Raw genomic sequence first — 15,323 nt, forward strand, 5'->3', positions numbered from 1 at the left:
CCGCGCCCCTGGGAGGGCGCTTCGCGCCCGTCCCACCCACCCGCCGGTCAGCTCAAGTACCGGGTGCCCTCACAGAAAAGGGCACCCGGTACCCGTACTCAGCGCCGCTTCGGATCCACCAACCCAGCCTTCCGCAACGCATCGGCCATCGCACTGTTCCCCGGCGCGGGCGCCCCCTGTCGAGCCCCTCCGCCCCCTTGTCCTTGCCCCTGGCGCTGCTGCCGAGGCTGGGGCGGTCGGCCGCCACGCTGCTGAGGCCGCCCGCCGCCCCCCTGCTGTTCCCCGGAGGGCACCGCCTCGTCGTCCAACCGCAGCGTCAGCGAGATCCGCTTCCGGGGAATGTCGACGTCGAGCACCTTCACCTTGACGATGTCACCGGACTTCACGACGTCGTGCGGGTCCTTGACGAACGTCCTGGACATCGCGGACACATGCACCAGCCCGTCCTGGTGGACGCCGACATCCACGAACGCCCCGAACGCCGCCACGTTCGTGACCACACCCTCCAGCACCATCCCGGACGCCAGGTCGCCGATCTTCTCGACCCCCTCCTTGAAGGTGGCCGTCGCGAAGGCGGGCCGCGGGTCGCGCCCGGGCTTCTCCAGCTCGCGCAGAATGTCCGTCACCGTCGGCAGCCCGAACTTCTCGTCGACGAAGTCGTCGGGCCGCAGCGACCGCAGCACCGCCGTGTTCCCGACCAGCGACGTCACCGCGCTGCCCGCCGACTTCACCATCCGCCGCACCACCGGATACGCCTCCGGGTGCACACTGGACGCGTCCAGCGGATCGTCCCCGCCCCGGATCCGCAGGAAGCCCGCACACTGCTCGTACGCCTTCGGTCCGAGCCGCGCCACACTCTTCAGCTGGGACCGTGACGTGAACGGCCCGTTGGCGTCACGGTGCGCCACGATGTTCTCCGCGAGCCCGGAGGAGATGCCGGACACCCGTGAGAGCAGCGGCGTGGACGCCGTGTTGACGTCGACACCGACCCCGTTCACACAGTCCTCGACCACCGCGTCCAGCGATCGCGAGAGCTTCACTTCGGACAGGTCGTGCTGGTACTGACCGACTCCGATCGACTTCGGGTCGATCTTCACCAGCTCGGCCAGCGGATCCTGCAGCCGCCGTGCGATCGACACCGCCCCGCGCAGCGACACATCCATGCCGGGCAGTTCCTGCGAGGCGAACGCCGACGCCGAGTACACGGACGCGCCCGCCTCGGACACCATCACCTTGGTGAGCTTCAACTCCGGGTGTTTGGTGATCAGTTCACCGGCCAGCTTGTCCGTCTCGCGGGACGCCGTACCGTTGCCGATCGCGATCAGGTCGACCGAGTGCTCCTTGGCGAGCCGGGCCAGCTTGGCCAGCGCCTCGTCCCACTTGTTCGCCGGTACGTGCGGATAGATCACGTCCGTGGCGACGGCCTTGCCCGTCGCGTCCACCACGGCCACCTTCACGCCCGTACGGAACCCGGGGTCGAGACCCAGCGTCGCGCGCGTGCCGGCCGGGGCGGCGAGCAGCAGGTCGCGCAGGTTCGCCGCGAACACGTTGACCGCCTCGTCCTCCGCGACCGTACGCAGCCGAAGACGCACGTCGATGCCCAGGTGCACCAGGATCCGGGTCCGCCAGGCCCAGCGCACGGTGTCCTTGAGCCACTTGTCGCCGGGACGGCCGCGCTCGGCGATCCCGAAACGGTGGGCGATGATCGCCTCGTACGAGGAAGGACCCTCCGTCGGCTCCTCCGGCTCCAGGACCAGATCGAGGACGTCCTCCTTCTCGCCGCGCAGCATCGCCAGGATGCGGTGCGAGGGCAGGGCGGTGAAGGGCTCGGCGAAGTCGAAGTAGTCGGCGAACTTGGCGCCCGCCTCCTCCTTGCCCTCCTTCACCTTGGCCGCCAGCCGCCCACGCACCCACATGCGCTCGCGCACCTCGCCGATCAGGTCGGCGTCCTCCGAGAAGCGCTCGGTGAGGATCGAGCGGGCGCCGTCCAGCGCGGCCTGCGGATCGGCGACGCCCCTGTCGGCGTCGACGAAGGCCGCCGCCGCGGCGAGCGGGTCGACGGACGGATCCCCGAGCAGCCCCTCGGCCAGCGGCTCCAGGCCCGCCTCGCGCGCGATCTGTGCCTTCGTCCGCCGCTTCGGCTTGAACGGCAGGTAGATGTCCTCCAGGCGCGCCTTCGTCTCGGCGCCGCGGATCTGCGCCTCGACCTCGGGCGTCAGCTTGCCCTGCTCGCGCACCGATTCGAGGATCGCGGACCGCCGCTCCTCCAGCTCCCGCAGATAGCGCAGCCGCTCCTCCAACGTGCGCAGCTGCGCATCGTCGAGCATCTCGGTCGCTTCCTTGCGGTAGCGGGCGATGAAGGGCACGGTCGAACCGCCGTCGAGCAACTCGACGGCGGCCCTCACCTGCCGCTCCCGTACGCCGAGTTCCCCGGCGATCCTGCCTTCGATGGACCCTACGAGGGGTGTCGTCACGATCCCGTACCGCCTTCTCCACTGAGGTTGCGCGGCAATTGTGGCAGGTGGCACCGACAACGGGGGATCAGGCGTCGTACCCGGCGGGCCGGGACGGGCCCGGCTCAGGCCCGGCGGCCGCCGCGGGACGAGTTCGAGGCGCCGCCGAACAGCCGGGCCAGTGCCCGGAACGGCAGTGTCACGACGGTGGCCATGGCGCCACCGATCTGGCGCAGTACGTCCGCGATCGCACGGAACACGTAACTCCCCTTTCGTCTCCCGGCCGCCGCGGCCGGGACCACGGGGTACCTCGGAGATCGCCGTCCATGCCTGCCCGCCTCGTGCCGATGGCAGGAAAGGAGGGGAACCCGTCATTGCGGCCATCGCCCGCGTCCGCCGAGAATTCGGGACATGGCGCAGCGAACCGTCCTCGTGGTCCTCTTCGACAACGTCCAGATCCTCGACGTCACCGGCCCTGTCGAGGTGCTCGCCCAGGCCTCCACAGGGCACCCGGGCAGCTACCGCATCCGTACGGCCTCACTGACCGGCGAGCCGGTGCGCACCTCCGCCGGCCTCACCCTCGTGCCGGACGGCACACTCGCCGACGAGCCCGTACCGCACACCCTCCTGGTGCCGGGCGGCCCGGGCACCCGCCCCGCCGACCCGCGCCTGGTCGACTGGCTGCGCGTGCACGGGCCGCTCCCCGAGCGGCTGGTGTCCGTCTGCACGGGAGCGATCCTGCTCGCCGCCGCGGGCCTCCTGGACGGTCTGCGCGCGACCACCCACTGGAAGTACTGCGACCAGCTCGCCCGCGACCACCCGGCCGTCGAGGTCGACCCCGAGCCCATCCACATCCGCGACGGCAGAGTGATGACGTCGGCCGGTGTCACCGCCGGCATCGACCTCGCCCTCGCGCTCGTGGAGGAGGACCTCGGCCGGGACACCGCGCTCGCCGTCGCCCGCCATCTGGTCGTCTTCCTGCGCCGGCCGGGAAACCAGGCCCAGTTCAGCGCCCAGCTCGCCGTACAGACCGCCCGGCGTGAGCCGCTGCGCGAGGTCCAGCACTGGATCTCCGAACACCCGGACGACGACCTGAGCGTCGAGTCGCTCGCCGCCCGCGCCCGCCTCTCACCCCGCCACTTCGCCCGCGCCTTCCGCACCGAGACCGGCGTCACGCCAGGCCGCTATGTCGACCGGGTCCGCCTCGAACATGCCCGGCGCCTCCTGGAGGACACCTCCGACGGCATCGAGCGGATCTCGCGCGCCAGCGGCTACGGCACCCCGGAAGCCATGCGCCGCGCATTCGTCAGAAGCCTCGGCACGGCCCCGGCGGAGTACCGCCGCCGTTTCCACCCCGCCCCCAGCCGCTGACCCGCACGCACCGCACCGAAAGGCCTGTCATGCAGATCGCCCTGCTGCTCTTCGACCGCTTCACCGCCCTGGACGCAGTCGGCCCGTACGAGATCCTCAGCCGGCTCCCGGACACGGAGACCGTCCTCGTCGCCGAGGAGACCGGGCCCGTCCGCAACGACAGCGGCAGCCTCGCGCTCACCGCCGACCGCACCCTGGCCGACGTACCGCGGCCCGACATCGTGGTCGTCCCGGGTGGGCCGGGGCAGGCCGCGCAGATGGACAACAAGGCACTGCTCGGCTGGCTGCGCACCGCCGACACCACCAGCACCTGGACGACCTCCGTGTGCACCGGCTCGCTGCTCCTGGCCGGCGCCGGACTGCTCACCGGACGCCGCGCGACCTCGCACTGGCTGGCCCTGGAGGAACTGCCGAAGTACGGGGCCCGACCCACGGGGGAACGCGTCGTGACGGACGGCAAGTACGTCACCTCCGCCGGGGTCTCCTCCGGCATCGACATGGCCCTCACGCTGACAGGCCGGATCGCGGGCGACGAGCAGGCGCAGGCCCTGCAGCTGTGGACGGAGTACGACCCGCAGCCGCCCTACGACGCCGGCTCCCCGCACAAGGCACCCGCGCACGTGGTCGAACTGCTGCGCTCCCGCAGCCGGTTCACCGTGGCGTAGGCGACGCGGGCCCGCTCCAGGAGAAGTCCGGGGGCCGCCGCTCCAGGAAGGCGGCGACCCCCTCCGCGGCCTCACCGCTCTCCCTCGCCTGCCCGGCCCAGTACGCGTCCCGGTCGGTGCGCCCGTTCGCGAACTCCTTCGCCGCCGCCTGGGTGAGCCGTGAGCGCGAGGCAAGGACGCGGGTGAACTCCGCGACCCGCTTGTCGAGTTCGCCCCCGGGCAGCACCTCGTCCAGGAACCCGGTGCGCAGCGCGCGCTCCGTGTCGATCAACTCGCCCGAGAACAGCAGGTACTTGGCCGTCGCCGGACCCACCAGGGCCGCCAACCGCCGCGTGGACGACGCCGAGTACACCAGGCCGAGCTTCGCCGGAGTCACCCCGAACAGGGCCCCCTCCTCGGCGAACCGCAGATCGCAGGCCGCCGCGAGCTGCGCCCCGCCGCCCACACAGTGCCCGCGGATCGCCGCGAGCACCGGCTTCGGAAAGGCCGCGAGAGCGTCCTCCGCCAGCACGGACAGCCGCTGCGCCTCCTCCGGAGAGCCCCGGAGCGTCGAGATGTCGGCCCCCGCAGAAAATGTTCCGCCCGCCCCCGTGAGCACCAGGACGTGGACGTCCGGATCGGCGGCCAGGGTGGCGAGCAGCGGCGGCAGCGCGCGCCACATGCCGGCCGTCATGGCGTTGAGCTTGGCCGGGTGGCGGATGACGACTGTGGCGATCCCGTCGGCGGCACTGTGGGTCAGCTGCGGCTCCATGCGCCGGATCGTATCCGCCCGCGCCGAGCGTCCCGACGACGGCGGCACCAAACCCGTACAACCCGAATAGTTCACAAAGTCGGCACGACATGACCAAGGGCGGTCGCATGTGGGCTCGTGTTGCACGTCATCTGTCGGAAGCGCTCGATACGTGCTGACTTCTGTTCAGTTCTCCGGTGGGAACCCGTCGTTGCCAACACTCATCATGTGGTGACAATCGAGCGCGAGGGCGGCGACCGAACGATGGAAAACCCTGGGCGCGAGTCCGGCTCACGCCCAGCGGACGAAGGCGAACCCGTGGAGCACAGACCCCCGGATCCGCTTCCCTACGAAGGGGTCTGGAGGTTCACCGCGCCGGCCGTCGACGCCTCCGTCCCGCAGGCCCGGCACGCGGTCCGGGACCTGCTGTACCGACAGGGCGTGCCGGCCCCGCCGGACCTGGTGAACGGACTGCTGCTGATCGTCTCCGAGCTGGCGACGAATGCCGTCCGGCACGCGGCGGTCCTGTCGCCGACACTCGCCGTGGAGGTCGCCGTCGGTGCCGAGTGGGTGCGGGTGTCGGTCGAGGACAACCACCCCTACCGCCCCACCGCCCTGGAGGCGGACCACGGCCGGACCGGAGGACGCGGTCTGCTCCTGGTCCGCGAGATCACCAGAGAGGCGGGCGGGGTCTGCGACATCGAGCACACGGCGAGCGGCGGCAAGGTCGTCTGGGCGGCGCTGCCGCTCACACCCGCGCACACGCAGCGGTAGCCGTTACCAGCCGGCGGACGGGCCCGTCAGCTCCCGGACCGCCGGGCGCGCCGCGTCCAGCACGGTCATGAACCAGGCCGAGAACGGGTCCTTCGCATGCCGCTCGGCCAGCTCGGCCGGAGTCACGAAGGCCGTGTCCCCGACCTCCTCCGGGTCCGGTGCGAGCGACGACTGCGCCATCCCGACGAACAGGTGGTTGTACTCCTGCTCCACCAGGCCGGACTCCGGGTCGGGGTGGTTGTAGCGGACCGTGCCCGCCTCGGCGAGCAGCGACGGGGAGATCCCCAGCTCCTCGTACGTCCGCCGGGCCGCCGCCGCGAAGGGCGCCTCGCCGGGGTAGGGGTGACCGCAGCAGGTGTTGGACCAGACGCCGGGGGAGTGGTACTTCCCCAGCGCGCGCTGCTGGAGCAGCAGCCGTCCCTGTTCGTCGAAGAGGAAGACCGAGAACGCCCGGTGCAGTCGGCCCGGTGGCTGATGGGCGGAGAGCTTCTCGGCGGTGCCGATCGTCGTGCCGTTCTCGTCGACCAGCTCGAGCAAGATCGCTTCTGCGGTGCCGTTCGACGAACTGTTGTGCGTCGCGGTGGCAGGTGTGATCGGCATACCCATCCTTCGCCTCGGTCTTCGAGTCCCAAGTCTGCCGTACGAATCCGGCACTCCCGGCACTTCGCGGCGCCGCTCGTATGTCCGGCGCGAAAGCGGCCCGACGGTGACCGGAAAAGTCAATCGTGCCCTGTACTCCGACCGGGGAACCGCCCGTGAGGGGGGCTTGAAGGAGGAGACGCGGGCGCGCGCCGGACGGCTGCGTTCCGTCTGCGACGCGCGCCGGACGGCCTCAGAGGCAGAGCTTCGACTCGTGCTCGGCGTGCCCGCTCGGCTCCAGCTGGAAGGTGCAGTGCTCCACGTCGAAGTGGTCGCCCAGACAGCCCTGCAGCTCGTGGAGCATCTTCTCGTGCCCGATCCCGCTCAGCACCTCCGAACTGACGACCACGTGCGCCGACAGCACCGGCATCCCGGACGTGATCGTCCAGGCGTGCAGATCGTGTACGTCCTCCACGCCGGGCAGCGCCACTATGTGGGCCCGCACCTCCGCCATGTCGACGCCCCGGGGAGCCGCCTCCAGGAGCACGTCCAGGGTCTCGCGCAGCAGCTTCCAGGTACGCGGGACGATCATCAGCCCGATGACGACCGAGGCGATGGGGTCCGCCCGCTGCCAGCCCGTCGCGATGATGACCACCGCCGAGATCAGCACCGCCAGCGAACCCAGCGCGTCCGCGGCGACCTCGAGGAAGGCGCCGCGCACGTTCAGGCTCTCCTTCTGTCCGCGCATCAGCAACGTCAGCGAGATCATGTTCGCGACCAGGCCGATCAGACCGAAGACGACGGTCACCCCGCCCTCGGTCTCCGCGGGCGTGACGAACCGCTGGATCGCCTCGTACAGGACGTATCCGCCGACGCCGAGCAGCAGCAGACAGTTGGCGAGCGCGGCGAGGATCTCCGCGCGGGCGAACCCGAAGGTGCGGTTGCCGCTCGGCGGGCGGTTCGCGAAGTGGATCGCGAGCAGCGCCATGCCGAGGCCCAGCGCGTCCGTCGCCATGTGCGCCGCGTCCGCGATGAGCGCGAGCGAGTCGGCGGCGATCCCGCCGACGATCTCGACGACCATGACGGTGAGCGTGATGGCCAGCGCGACGCGCAGCCGCCCGCGGTACGCCGCTGCCGCCGTACCCGTGGCCGGCGCGCCGTGCGCGTGTCCGTGATCGTGCCCAGCCCCCATGGAAGCCGCCTCCTGGTGTTCGTTCCGAGCCCCGTCCCGGGATCAGTGAACTACGGGTGGGGGGTATGTGGCAACGCGGCACTGAACACCGTTGTCATGTGCCCTGACCTGCGGAAACGAAAAGCAGGTCAGCGGGTGCGGAGATCACCACGGTTCGACGGGCGGGGCTGCGGCGGGGGACGCCGTGGCGGTCCTCGACGAGGGTCACGTTTTGTCGCGACGGGCCGGGTCGCTCATGATGATCCGGTCGAGGCGGCCGCCGGTCCGCCGGAATCGGACCCTGAGCAGCCGGTGAACCAAGGCGTGGCCCCATCCGATAGCCTCTGCCGACATGCTGCCCGGCCACCGTGGGTCAGGGTTCCCCCACCATCATGTACAGGACCGGCGTGCACGCGTCGGTGTCCAGGGAGTGAGTTCGGTTGCCGACCGCCATCCTCACGGGTCAGCCGGTTCCCGGATCGTCGATCGAGGACGATCTGCGGTCCCTGGGCTTCGACGTGCGGATCGCGACCGACGTCGCCGACACCGAGACCCTCCTCGCCGAGTCGTCCTGTGACGAACGCGTCGCCGTCGTGGACGCCCGCTTCGTCGGCCACCTGCACGCGCTGCGCCTCGGCCTCACCGACCCCCGCTTCCCGCTCGCCGCGGTACCGGGCGCCGTGTCGGCACAGCCCGGCGCCGGCCGCACCGCCCTGACCCGCGAACTGGCCCGCGAGATCTCCGCGTGCGACGACGCCACGAAAGACCCCGGCAAAGCCTTCTCCGCCGTGGCCGTGGACAGCCTCGCCGACCGCATCGCCCTCGCTCTGGACGCGGACGCCCTCGGCGTGCACCGCCCCGAGCTGGGCAGCCTGACCGCAGCCGTCCCCGCCGACCCCGAGGCCCGCGCCGTCGCACGGCAGGCCGTCGCAGCCGTCGACGACGAGGCCGTACGCCTGAAGTCGGCCGTGAAGTCCCGGGACGGCTTCTTCACCACCTTCTGCGTCAGCCCGTACTCCCGTTATCTGGCCCGCTGGTGCGCCCGCCGCGGCCTCACCCCCAACCAGGTCACCACCGCCTCTCTGCTCACCGCGCTGATCGCGGCCGGCTGCGCGGCCACCGGCACCCGCGGCGGCTTCGTCACGGCGGGTGTGCTCCTCCTGGTCTCCTTCGTCCTGGACTGCACGGACGGCCAGCTCGCCCGCTACTCCCTCCAGTACTCGACGCTCGGTGCCTGGCTGGACGCCACCTTCGACCGCGCCAAGGAGTACGCCTACTACGCGGGCCTCGCACTGGGCGCGGCCCGGGGCGGCGACGACGTATGGGCGCTGGCCCTCGGCGCGATGGTCCTGCAGACCTGCCGGCACGTCGTCGACTTCGCCTTCAACGAGGCCAATCACGACGCGACGGCGAACACCAGCCCCACCGCCGCCCTCTCCGACCGGCTCGACGGCGTCGGCTGGACGGTCTGGGTGCGGCGGATGATCGTCCTGCCGATCGGCGAGCGCTGGGCCCTGATCGCCGTCCTCACGGCGCTCACCACCCCCCGGACCACCTTCACCGTGCTGCTCGTCGGCTGCGGCTTCGCGGCGACGTACACCACTGCGGGGCGCGTCCTGCGCTCACTCACACGAACGGCGCAGCGCACCGAGCGAGCTGCGCAAGCCCTGGCGGACCTCGCGGACAGCGGGCCGCTCGCGGAGCTGGTCGAGCGAATCCCCGGGCGCACACCGGGCGCCTCGCGCCTCCTCCTGGCGCTGGAAGGCGCGGCGGTGCTGACCTTCGCCGTGTCGGTGTGCGCCTACGGCAGCCCGATCCCCGTCGCCCTCACCGTGCTGTACGTGCTCAGCGCGGGCAGCGCGGTCGCACTGCCACTCACGGGCCGCCTCGACTGGCTCGTCCCCCCGGTCTTCCGGGCCGCCGAATACGGCACAGTCCTCATCCTCGCGGGCAAAGCGGAGGTAAACGGAGCACTTCCCGCGGCTTTCGGCCTCGTGGCCGCCGTCGCCTACCATCACTACGACACGGTGTACCGCATCCGTGGCAACGCCGGAGCGCCCCCGCGCTGGCTGGTACGGGCGAGCGGAGGGCACGAGGGCCGGACGCTGGTGGTCGTCGTACTGGCCGCACTGCTCAGTGCCTCGCAGTTCGTGGTCGCGCTCACGGTCCTCGCCGTGGTCGTGGCCCTGCTGGTGCTCACCGAGAGCATCCGCTACTGGGTGACCGCCCACCAGGGCGGCGCGCCCGCCGTACACGACGAAGGAGTACCCGCATGATCGGCCTCGTGCTGGCGGCCGGCGCCGGACGGCGTCTGCGCCCCTACACCGACAGCCTGCCCAAGGCTCTCGTGCCGGTCGGTCCCGCGGGCGACGAGGACGGCCCCACCGTCCTCGACCTCACCCTCGCCAACTTCGCCGAGATCGGCCTCACCGAGGCCGCGATCATCGTCGGCTACCGCAAGGAAGCCGTGTACGAGCGGCAGACGGCCCTGGAGAAGAAGTACGGGCTGAAGATCACCCTCATCGACAACGACCGCGCCGAGGAGTGGAACAACGCCTACTCCCTCTGGTGCGGCCGGGACGCCCTCGCCGACGGGGTGATCCTCGCCAACGGCGACACCGTGCACCCCGTCTCCGTCGAACGGACGCTGCTCGCCGCGCGCGGCGACGGGAAGCGCATCATCCTGGCCCTCGACACGGTGAAGGATCTCGCCGACGAGGAGATGAAGGTGATCGTGGACCCGGAGAACGGCGTACGGAGGATCACCAAGCTGATGGACCCGGCCGAGGCCACCGGCGAGTACATCGGCGTCACCCTCATCGAGGGCGCCGCCGCCGCCGACCTGGCCGACGCGCTGAAGACCGTGTGGGAGACCGACCCCCAGCAGTTCTACGAGCACGGTTACCAGGAACTGGTCGACCGTGGCTTCCGGATCGACGTGGCGCCCATCGGTGAGGTTCCCTGGGTCGAGATAGACAACCACGACGATCTGGCCCGAGGACGGGAGATCGCGTGCCGGTACTGACGAGGCTGATCCCCTCGCCGGTCGTCGTCGACATCCGCCGGGGGGCCCTGAACGATCTGGCGGATGTGCTGTTCGACCAGCGGATCTCGCACTCCGGGAAGATCGCGGTCGCGATCAGCTCCGGCTCCGGCGCCAGACTGCGCGAGCGGCTCGCCCCGGCGCTGCCCGGCGCGAGCTGGTACGAGGTCGCCGGCGGCACCATCGACGACGCGGTCAAGCTGGGCGACGCCATCAAGTCGGGCCACTACGACGCCGTGGTCGGCCTCGGCGGCGGCCGGATCATCGACTGCGCCAAGTTCGCCGCCGCCCGGGTGGGCCTGCCACTCGTCGCCGTCGCCACCAACCTCGCGCACGACGGCCTGTGTTCCCCGGTCGCGACCCTCGACAACGACGCGGGGCGCGGCTCGTACGGCGTGCCCAACCCGATCGCCGTCGTCATCGACCTCGACGTGATCCGCGAGGCACCCGCGCGGTTCGTGCGCTCCGGCATCGGCGACGCCATGTCGAACATCTCCGCGGTCGCCGACTGGGAGCTGGCCTGCCAGGTCAACGGCGAGAAGATCGACGGACTCGCCGCCGCGATGGCCCGGCAGGCCGGCGAAGCCGTACTGCGCCACCCCGGCGGGGTCGGCGACAACGCGTTCCTCCAGGTACTGGCCGAGGCCCTCGTCCTCACCGGTATCGCCATGTCGGTGTCGGGCGACTCCCGCCCGTCCTCCGGCGCCTGTCACGAGATCAACCACGCCTTCGACCTGCTGTACCCCAAGCGCGCCGCCAGCCACGGCGAACAGTGCGGCCTCGGCGCCGCCTTCGCCATGTTCCTGCGGGGCGCGCCCGAAGAGGCGGCCTACATGGCCGAGGTACTGCGCCGGCACGGACTGCCGGTGCTGCCGGAGGAGATCGGCTTCACCACGGACGAGTTCGTACGGGTCGTCGAGTACGCCCCGCAGACCAGACCCGGTCGCTACACGATCCTGGAACACCTCGACCTCACGAACGACCAGATCAAGGACACGTACGCGGACTATGTCAAGGCCATCGGTAGCTGAACTACGCCCCGTCGTCCACCCCGAAGGGGTGAAGGACCGGCGCAGCGGCGAGCACTGGGCGGGACGCCTCTACATGCGCGAGGTGTCCCTGCGGGTCGACCCGTACCTGGTGAACACCAGGATCACGCCCAACCAGCTCACGTACCTGATGGTCGTCGCGGGTGTTCTGGCGGGCGCTGCGCTCCTGGTGCCGGGCCTCACCGGGGCGGTCCTGGCCGTCCTGCTGATGCAGCTGTACCTGCTCCTCGACTGCGTCGACGGGGAGATCGCCCGCTGGCGCAACCAGACCTCGATCACCGGCGTGTACCTCGACCGCATCGGCCACTACCTGTCCGAGGCGGCCCTGCTGATCGGCTTCGGGCTGCGCGGCGCCGACCTGTGGGACGGATCCGGGAACCCCGAGTGGCTGTGGGCGTTCCTCGGCACCCTGGCCGCGCTCGGCGCGATCCTGATCAAGGCGGAGACCGACCTGGTGGACGTGGCCCGGTCCCGCAGCGGTCTGGCCGCCGCCAAGGAAGAGCTGTCGGTGCCGCGCTCCGAGGGGCTCGCCCTGGCCCGCAGGGCCGCCGCCGCACTGAAGTTCCACCGGCTGATCGGCGGCATCGAGGCGAGCCTGTTCGTCCTCTTCGTGGCGGTCCTCGACCTCATCGGCGGCGAGCTGTTCTGGACCCGCCTGGGCATCGCCGTCCTGGCCGGCATCGCGATCCTGCAGACCGTGCTGCACCTTGTGTCCATCCTCGCGTCGAGCAGGTTGCGGTGAGTACCGGGATGAGAGTCGGAGCGGTGATCATCACCATGGGCAACCGCCCCGACGAACTGTGCGCCCTCGTGGACTCGATCGCCAAACAGGAGGGCGACCCGGTCCAGGTCGTCGTCGTCGGCAACGGCTCGCCCGTTCCGGACCTCCCCGAGGGCGTACGGAGCATCGAGCTGCCCGAGAACCTCGGCATCCCCGGCGGACGCAACGTCGGCATCGAGGCGTTCGGCCCGGCCGGCCGCGACGTCGACATCCTGATGTTCCTGGACGACGACGGCCTCCTCGGCCACCAGGACACCGCCGAACTGTGCCGCCAGGCCTTCACCGCCGACCCGGAACTGGGCATCATCAGCTTCCGTATCGCCGACCCCGAGACCGGCCTCACCCAGCGCCGCCATGTACCCCGCCCGGGCACCACGGACCCGATGCGCAGCTCCCGGGTCACCAGCTTCCTGGGCGGCGCCAACGCCGTCCGTACCAAGGTCTTCGCCGAAGTGGGCATCCTGCCCGAGGAGTTCTTCTACGCCCACGAGGAGACCGACCTGGCCTGGCGGGCCCTCGACGCGGGCTGGATGATCGACTACCGGGCCGACATGCTGCTCTACCACCCCGCGACCGCGCCCTCGCGGCACGCGGTCTACCACCGCATGGTCGCCCGCAACCGAGTCTGGCTGGCCCGCCGAAACCTTCCAGCCCCCCTCGTACCCGTGTACCTGGGGGACTGGCTGCTCCTCACACTCCTCCGCCGACCCTCCCGCCCGGCGCTCAGAGCCTGGTGGGGCGGGTTCAAGGAGGGCCTGACCACCCCGTGCGGACCCCGCCGGCCCATCCGGTGGCGTACGGTGTGGCGGCTGACCCGACTGGGCCGCCCCCCAGTGATCTGACAAGCTCTCCCTGAGAGCCCTCGCGGGCCGGCCGCCTCCCGGCCACGGCCCGCGCTCTGCCCCGTTCAGCTGCGCATATTGAAGACGAAAGTTTCCATTTGTGAGTGAGACAACGCATGACGGCGGTGTCGCGGTGAGCGACCGACCGTCACCCGACGACGGCCTCTCCGCGGCCGACCTCGCCGCGAAGTACGGGCTCGCCGTGAGCGGCGCCCGCCCTCGACTCGTCGAGTACGTCCGCCAGCTCTGGGGACGGCGTCACTTCATCCTGGCCTTCTCGCAGGCGAAACTGACCGCCCAGTACAGCCAGGCCAAACTCGGCCAGCTGTGGCAGGTGGCCACGCCGCTGCTGAACGCGGCCGTGTACTTCTTCATCTTCGGCGTGATCCTCAAAGCCGACCGCGGTATGCCCCGCGAGGTGTACATCCCGTTCCTCGTCACGGGCGTCTTCGTGTTCACCTTCACGCAGAGCTCGGTGATGGCGGGCGTACGCGCGATCTCCGGCAACCTGGGCCTGGTGCGCGCCCTGCACTTCCCGCGCGCCGCCCTGCCGGTCTCCTTCGCGCTGCAACAGCTCCAGCAGCTGCTCTTCTCGATGATCGTGCTGTTCGTGGTCTCGATCGGCTTCGGCAGCTACCCCAAGGCGTCCTGGCTGCTGATCCTCCCGGCGCTGGCACTCCAGTTCCTCTTCAACACCGGCCTCGCGCTGATCATGGCCCGGTGGGGCTCGGCCACCCCGGACCTCGCCCAGCTGATGCCGTTCGTGATGCGTACGTGGATGTACGCGTCCGGAGTGATGTTCTCCATCCCGGTCATGCTCGCCGACAAGCCACAGTGGGTCGCCGACGTCCTCCAGTGGAACCCGGCCGCCATCTACATGGACCTGATGCGCTTCGCGCTCATCGACGGCTACGGCTCGGAGAACCTCCCGCCGCACGTCTGGGCGGTCGCGGGCGGCTGGGCCGCGCTCTTCGCCGTCGGCGGCTTCGTGTACTTCTGGCAGTCGGAGGAGAGGTACGGCCGTGGCTGACCCGATTCCCGGGGCCAAGATCCCCACTGTGATCGCGGACGAGCTCCACATCGTCTACCGCGTCAACGGCGCCAAGACCGGCAAGGGCAGTGCCACCTCCGCGCTCAGCCGCATCGTCAGACGCGGCGAGTCACCCGGCGTGCGCAAGGTGCACGCCGTACGGGGCGTCTCCTTCGTCTCCTACCGCGGCGAGGCCGTCGGCCTGATCGGCTCCAACGGCTCCGGCAAGTCGACGCTGCTGCGCGCCATCGCCGGCCTGCTGCCCGCCGAGAGCGGCCACGTGTACACCGACGGCCAGCCCTCGCTCCTCGGCGTCAACGCCGCCCTGATGAACGACCTCACGGGCGAACGGAACGTCATATTGGGCGGCCTCGCGATGGGGATGTCACGCGAGGAGATCAGGGAGCGCTATCAGCAGATCGTCGACTTCTCCGGCATCAACGAGAAGGGCGACTTCATCACGCTGCCGATGCGCACGTACTCCTCCGGCATGGCGGCGCGGCTGCGGTTCTCCATCGCCGCGGCCAAGGACCATGACGTACTGATGATCGACGAGGCACTGGCGACCGGTGACCGGTCCTTCCAGAAGCGCTCCGAGGACCGCATCCGCGAGCTGCGCAAGCACGCCGGCACGGTGTTCCTCGTCAGTCACAACAACAAGTCCATCCGCGACACCTGCGACCGTGTCCTGTGGCTGGAACGCGGCGAACTGCGCATGGACGGGCCGACGGACGAGGTCCTCAAGGAGTACGAGAAGTTCACCGGCAAGTAGCCGGGGATCAACCGGGCGAATCGGGGCCCCGCCGGAACTGTTCCGGCGGGGCCCCGCGTCTGC

General features: G+C 70.7%; 15 protein-coding genes. 10 read left to right on the forward strand and 5 right to left on the reverse strand.

Annotated features, from left to right (window positions below; translation table 11 throughout):
• Positions 1-98: 98 nt before the first annotated feature.
• Positions 99-2,474 carry a Tex family protein gene (locus OHN74_RS36850; RefSeq protein WP_327698901.1) on the reverse strand — a complete coding sequence of 792 codons (2,376 nt, stop codon included), beginning with the start codon at positions 2,472-2,474 and terminating at the stop codon, positions 99-101.
• A 104-nt stretch (positions 2,475-2,578) separates the two neighbouring features.
• The gene (locus tag OHN74_RS36855) at positions 2,579-2,713 is read right to left on the reverse strand and encodes an LPFR motif small protein (RefSeq protein WP_327698902.1); all 135 of its coding nucleotides are present in this window, start codon (positions 2,711-2,713) and stop codon (positions 2,579-2,581) included.
• Positions 2,714-2,864: 151 nt separating this feature from the next.
• On the opposite strand from OHN74_RS36855, the gene OHN74_RS36860 reads away from it, so the two are divergent.
• Positions 2,865-3,824, forward strand: a complete 960-nt coding sequence (locus tag OHN74_RS36860) for a GlxA family transcriptional regulator (RefSeq protein ID WP_327698903.1) — start codon at positions 2,865-2,867, stop codon at positions 3,822-3,824.
• Between the two features lie 29 nt (positions 3,825-3,853).
• Positions 3,854-4,489, forward strand: a complete 636-nt coding sequence (locus tag OHN74_RS36865) for a DJ-1/PfpI family protein (RefSeq protein WP_327698904.1) — start codon at positions 3,854-3,856, stop codon at positions 4,487-4,489.
• Here OHN74_RS36865 and OHN74_RS36870 read toward each other — a convergent pair.
• Positions 4,476-5,240, reverse strand: a complete 765-nt coding sequence (locus OHN74_RS36870) for an enoyl-CoA hydratase/isomerase family protein (RefSeq protein ID WP_327698905.1) — start codon at positions 5,238-5,240, stop codon at positions 4,476-4,478. The two genes, OHN74_RS36865 and OHN74_RS36870, sit on opposite strands and share 14 nt — an antisense overlap.
• A gap of 243 nt (positions 5,241-5,483) precedes the next feature.
• On the opposite strand from OHN74_RS36870, the gene OHN74_RS36875 reads away from it, so the two are divergent.
• Positions 5,484-5,993, forward strand: coding sequence for an ATP-binding protein (locus tag OHN74_RS36875; RefSeq protein ID WP_327700397.1), 510 nt, complete (start codon positions 5,484-5,486; stop codon positions 5,991-5,993).
• Positions 5,994-5,996: 3 nt separating this feature from the next.
• Here OHN74_RS36875 and idi read toward each other — a convergent pair whose 3' ends face one another.
• A complete protein-coding gene (gene idi / locus OHN74_RS36880; protein WP_327698906.1) occupies positions 5,997-6,593 on the reverse strand; it encodes an isopentenyl-diphosphate Delta-isomerase in 597 nt (198 codons plus the stop codon).
• A gap of 232 nt (positions 6,594-6,825) precedes the next feature.
• The gene (locus OHN74_RS36885; protein WP_327698907.1) at positions 6,826-7,764 is read right to left on the reverse strand and encodes a cation diffusion facilitator family transporter; all 939 of its coding nucleotides are present in this window, start codon (positions 7,762-7,764) and stop codon (positions 6,826-6,828) included.
• A gap of 419 nt (positions 7,765-8,183) precedes the next feature.
• Between OHN74_RS36885 and OHN74_RS36890 the strand changes: the two genes are divergently transcribed.
• The 7 genes from OHN74_RS36890 (at position 8,184) to OHN74_RS36920 (ending at position 15,260) form a co-directional block, all read left to right on the forward strand.
• Positions 8,184-10,019: a DUF5941 domain-containing protein gene (locus OHN74_RS36890; RefSeq protein ID WP_327698908.1), complete on the forward strand. Its 1,836-nt coding sequence runs from the start codon at positions 8,184-8,186 to the stop codon at positions 10,017-10,019.
• The gene (locus OHN74_RS36895) at positions 10,016-10,768 is read left to right on the forward strand and encodes a phosphocholine cytidylyltransferase family protein (protein ID WP_327698909.1); all 753 of its coding nucleotides are present in this window, start codon (positions 10,016-10,018) and stop codon (positions 10,766-10,768) included. The genes OHN74_RS36890 and OHN74_RS36895 overlap by 4 nt, the downstream gene beginning before the upstream one ends.
• Positions 10,756-11,817, forward strand: coding sequence for an iron-containing alcohol dehydrogenase family protein (locus OHN74_RS36900; protein ID WP_327698910.1), 1,062 nt, complete (start codon positions 10,756-10,758; stop codon positions 11,815-11,817). Before OHN74_RS36895 ends, OHN74_RS36900 begins: the two co-directional genes overlap by 13 nt.
• A complete protein-coding gene (locus OHN74_RS36905; RefSeq protein WP_327698911.1) occupies positions 11,795-12,577 on the forward strand; it encodes a CDP-alcohol phosphatidyltransferase family protein in 783 nt (260 codons plus the stop codon). Before OHN74_RS36900 ends, OHN74_RS36905 begins: the two co-directional genes overlap by 23 nt.
• Positions 12,578-12,585: 8 nt before the next feature.
• On the forward strand, positions 12,586-13,458 hold the full coding sequence (locus tag OHN74_RS36910; protein WP_443060502.1) for a glycosyltransferase family 2 protein: 873 nt from the start codon (positions 12,586-12,588) through the stop codon (positions 13,456-13,458).
• 100 nt (positions 13,459-13,558) lie between these two features.
• Complete coding sequence (locus OHN74_RS36915) at positions 13,559-14,488, forward strand: ABC transporter permease (protein ID WP_327698913.1); 930 nt, start codon at positions 13,559-13,561, stop codon at positions 14,486-14,488.
• Positions 14,481-15,260 carry an ABC transporter ATP-binding protein gene (locus tag OHN74_RS36920; protein WP_443060503.1) on the forward strand — a complete coding sequence of 260 codons (780 nt, stop codon included), beginning with the start codon at positions 14,481-14,483 and terminating at the stop codon, positions 15,258-15,260. Before OHN74_RS36915 ends, OHN74_RS36920 begins: the two co-directional genes overlap by 8 nt.
• The last annotated feature ends 63 nt before the right edge of the window (positions 15,261-15,323 follow it).

Source organism: Streptomyces sp. NBC_00459 (genome assembly GCF_036013955.1).
GTDB lineage: Bacteria > Actinomycetota > Actinomycetes > Streptomycetales > Streptomycetaceae > Streptomyces.

What these genes read in the sequence shown, in the direction of transcription:
- OHN74_RS36860 (WP_327698903.1), top strand. Translation starts at nt 2,865, where the DNA reads ATGGCGCAGCGAACCGTCCTCGTGGTCCTCTTCGACAACGTCCAGATC.
- OHN74_RS36865 (WP_327698904.1), top strand. Translation starts at nt 3,854, where the DNA reads ATGCAGATCGCCCTGCTGCTCTTCGACCGCTTCACCGCCCTGGACGCA.
- OHN74_RS36870 (WP_327698905.1), bottom strand. Translation starts at nt 5,240, where the DNA reads ATGGAGCCGCAGCTGACCCACAGTGCCGCCGACGGGATCGCCACAGTC.
- OHN74_RS36875 (WP_327700397.1), top strand. Translation starts at nt 5,484, where the DNA reads ATGGAAAACCCTGGGCGCGAGTCCGGCTCACGCCCAGCGGACGAAGGC.
- idi (WP_327698906.1), bottom strand. Translation starts at nt 6,593, where the DNA reads ATGCCGATCACACCTGCCACCGCGACGCACAACAGTTCGTCGAACGGC.
- OHN74_RS36885 (WP_327698907.1), bottom strand. Translation starts at nt 7,764, where the DNA reads ATGGGGGCTGGGCACGATCACGGACACGCGCACGGCGCGCCGGCCACG.
- OHN74_RS36895 (WP_327698909.1), top strand. Translation starts at nt 10,016, where the DNA reads ATGATCGGCCTCGTGCTGGCGGCCGGCGCCGGACGGCGTCTGCGCCCC.
- OHN74_RS36905 (WP_327698911.1), top strand. Translation starts at nt 11,795, where the DNA reads ATGTCAAGGCCATCGGTAGCTGAACTACGCCCCGTCGTCCACCCCGAA.
- OHN74_RS36910 (WP_443060502.1), top strand. Translation starts at nt 12,586, where the DNA reads ATGAGAGTCGGAGCGGTGATCATCACCATGGGCAACCGCCCCGACGAA.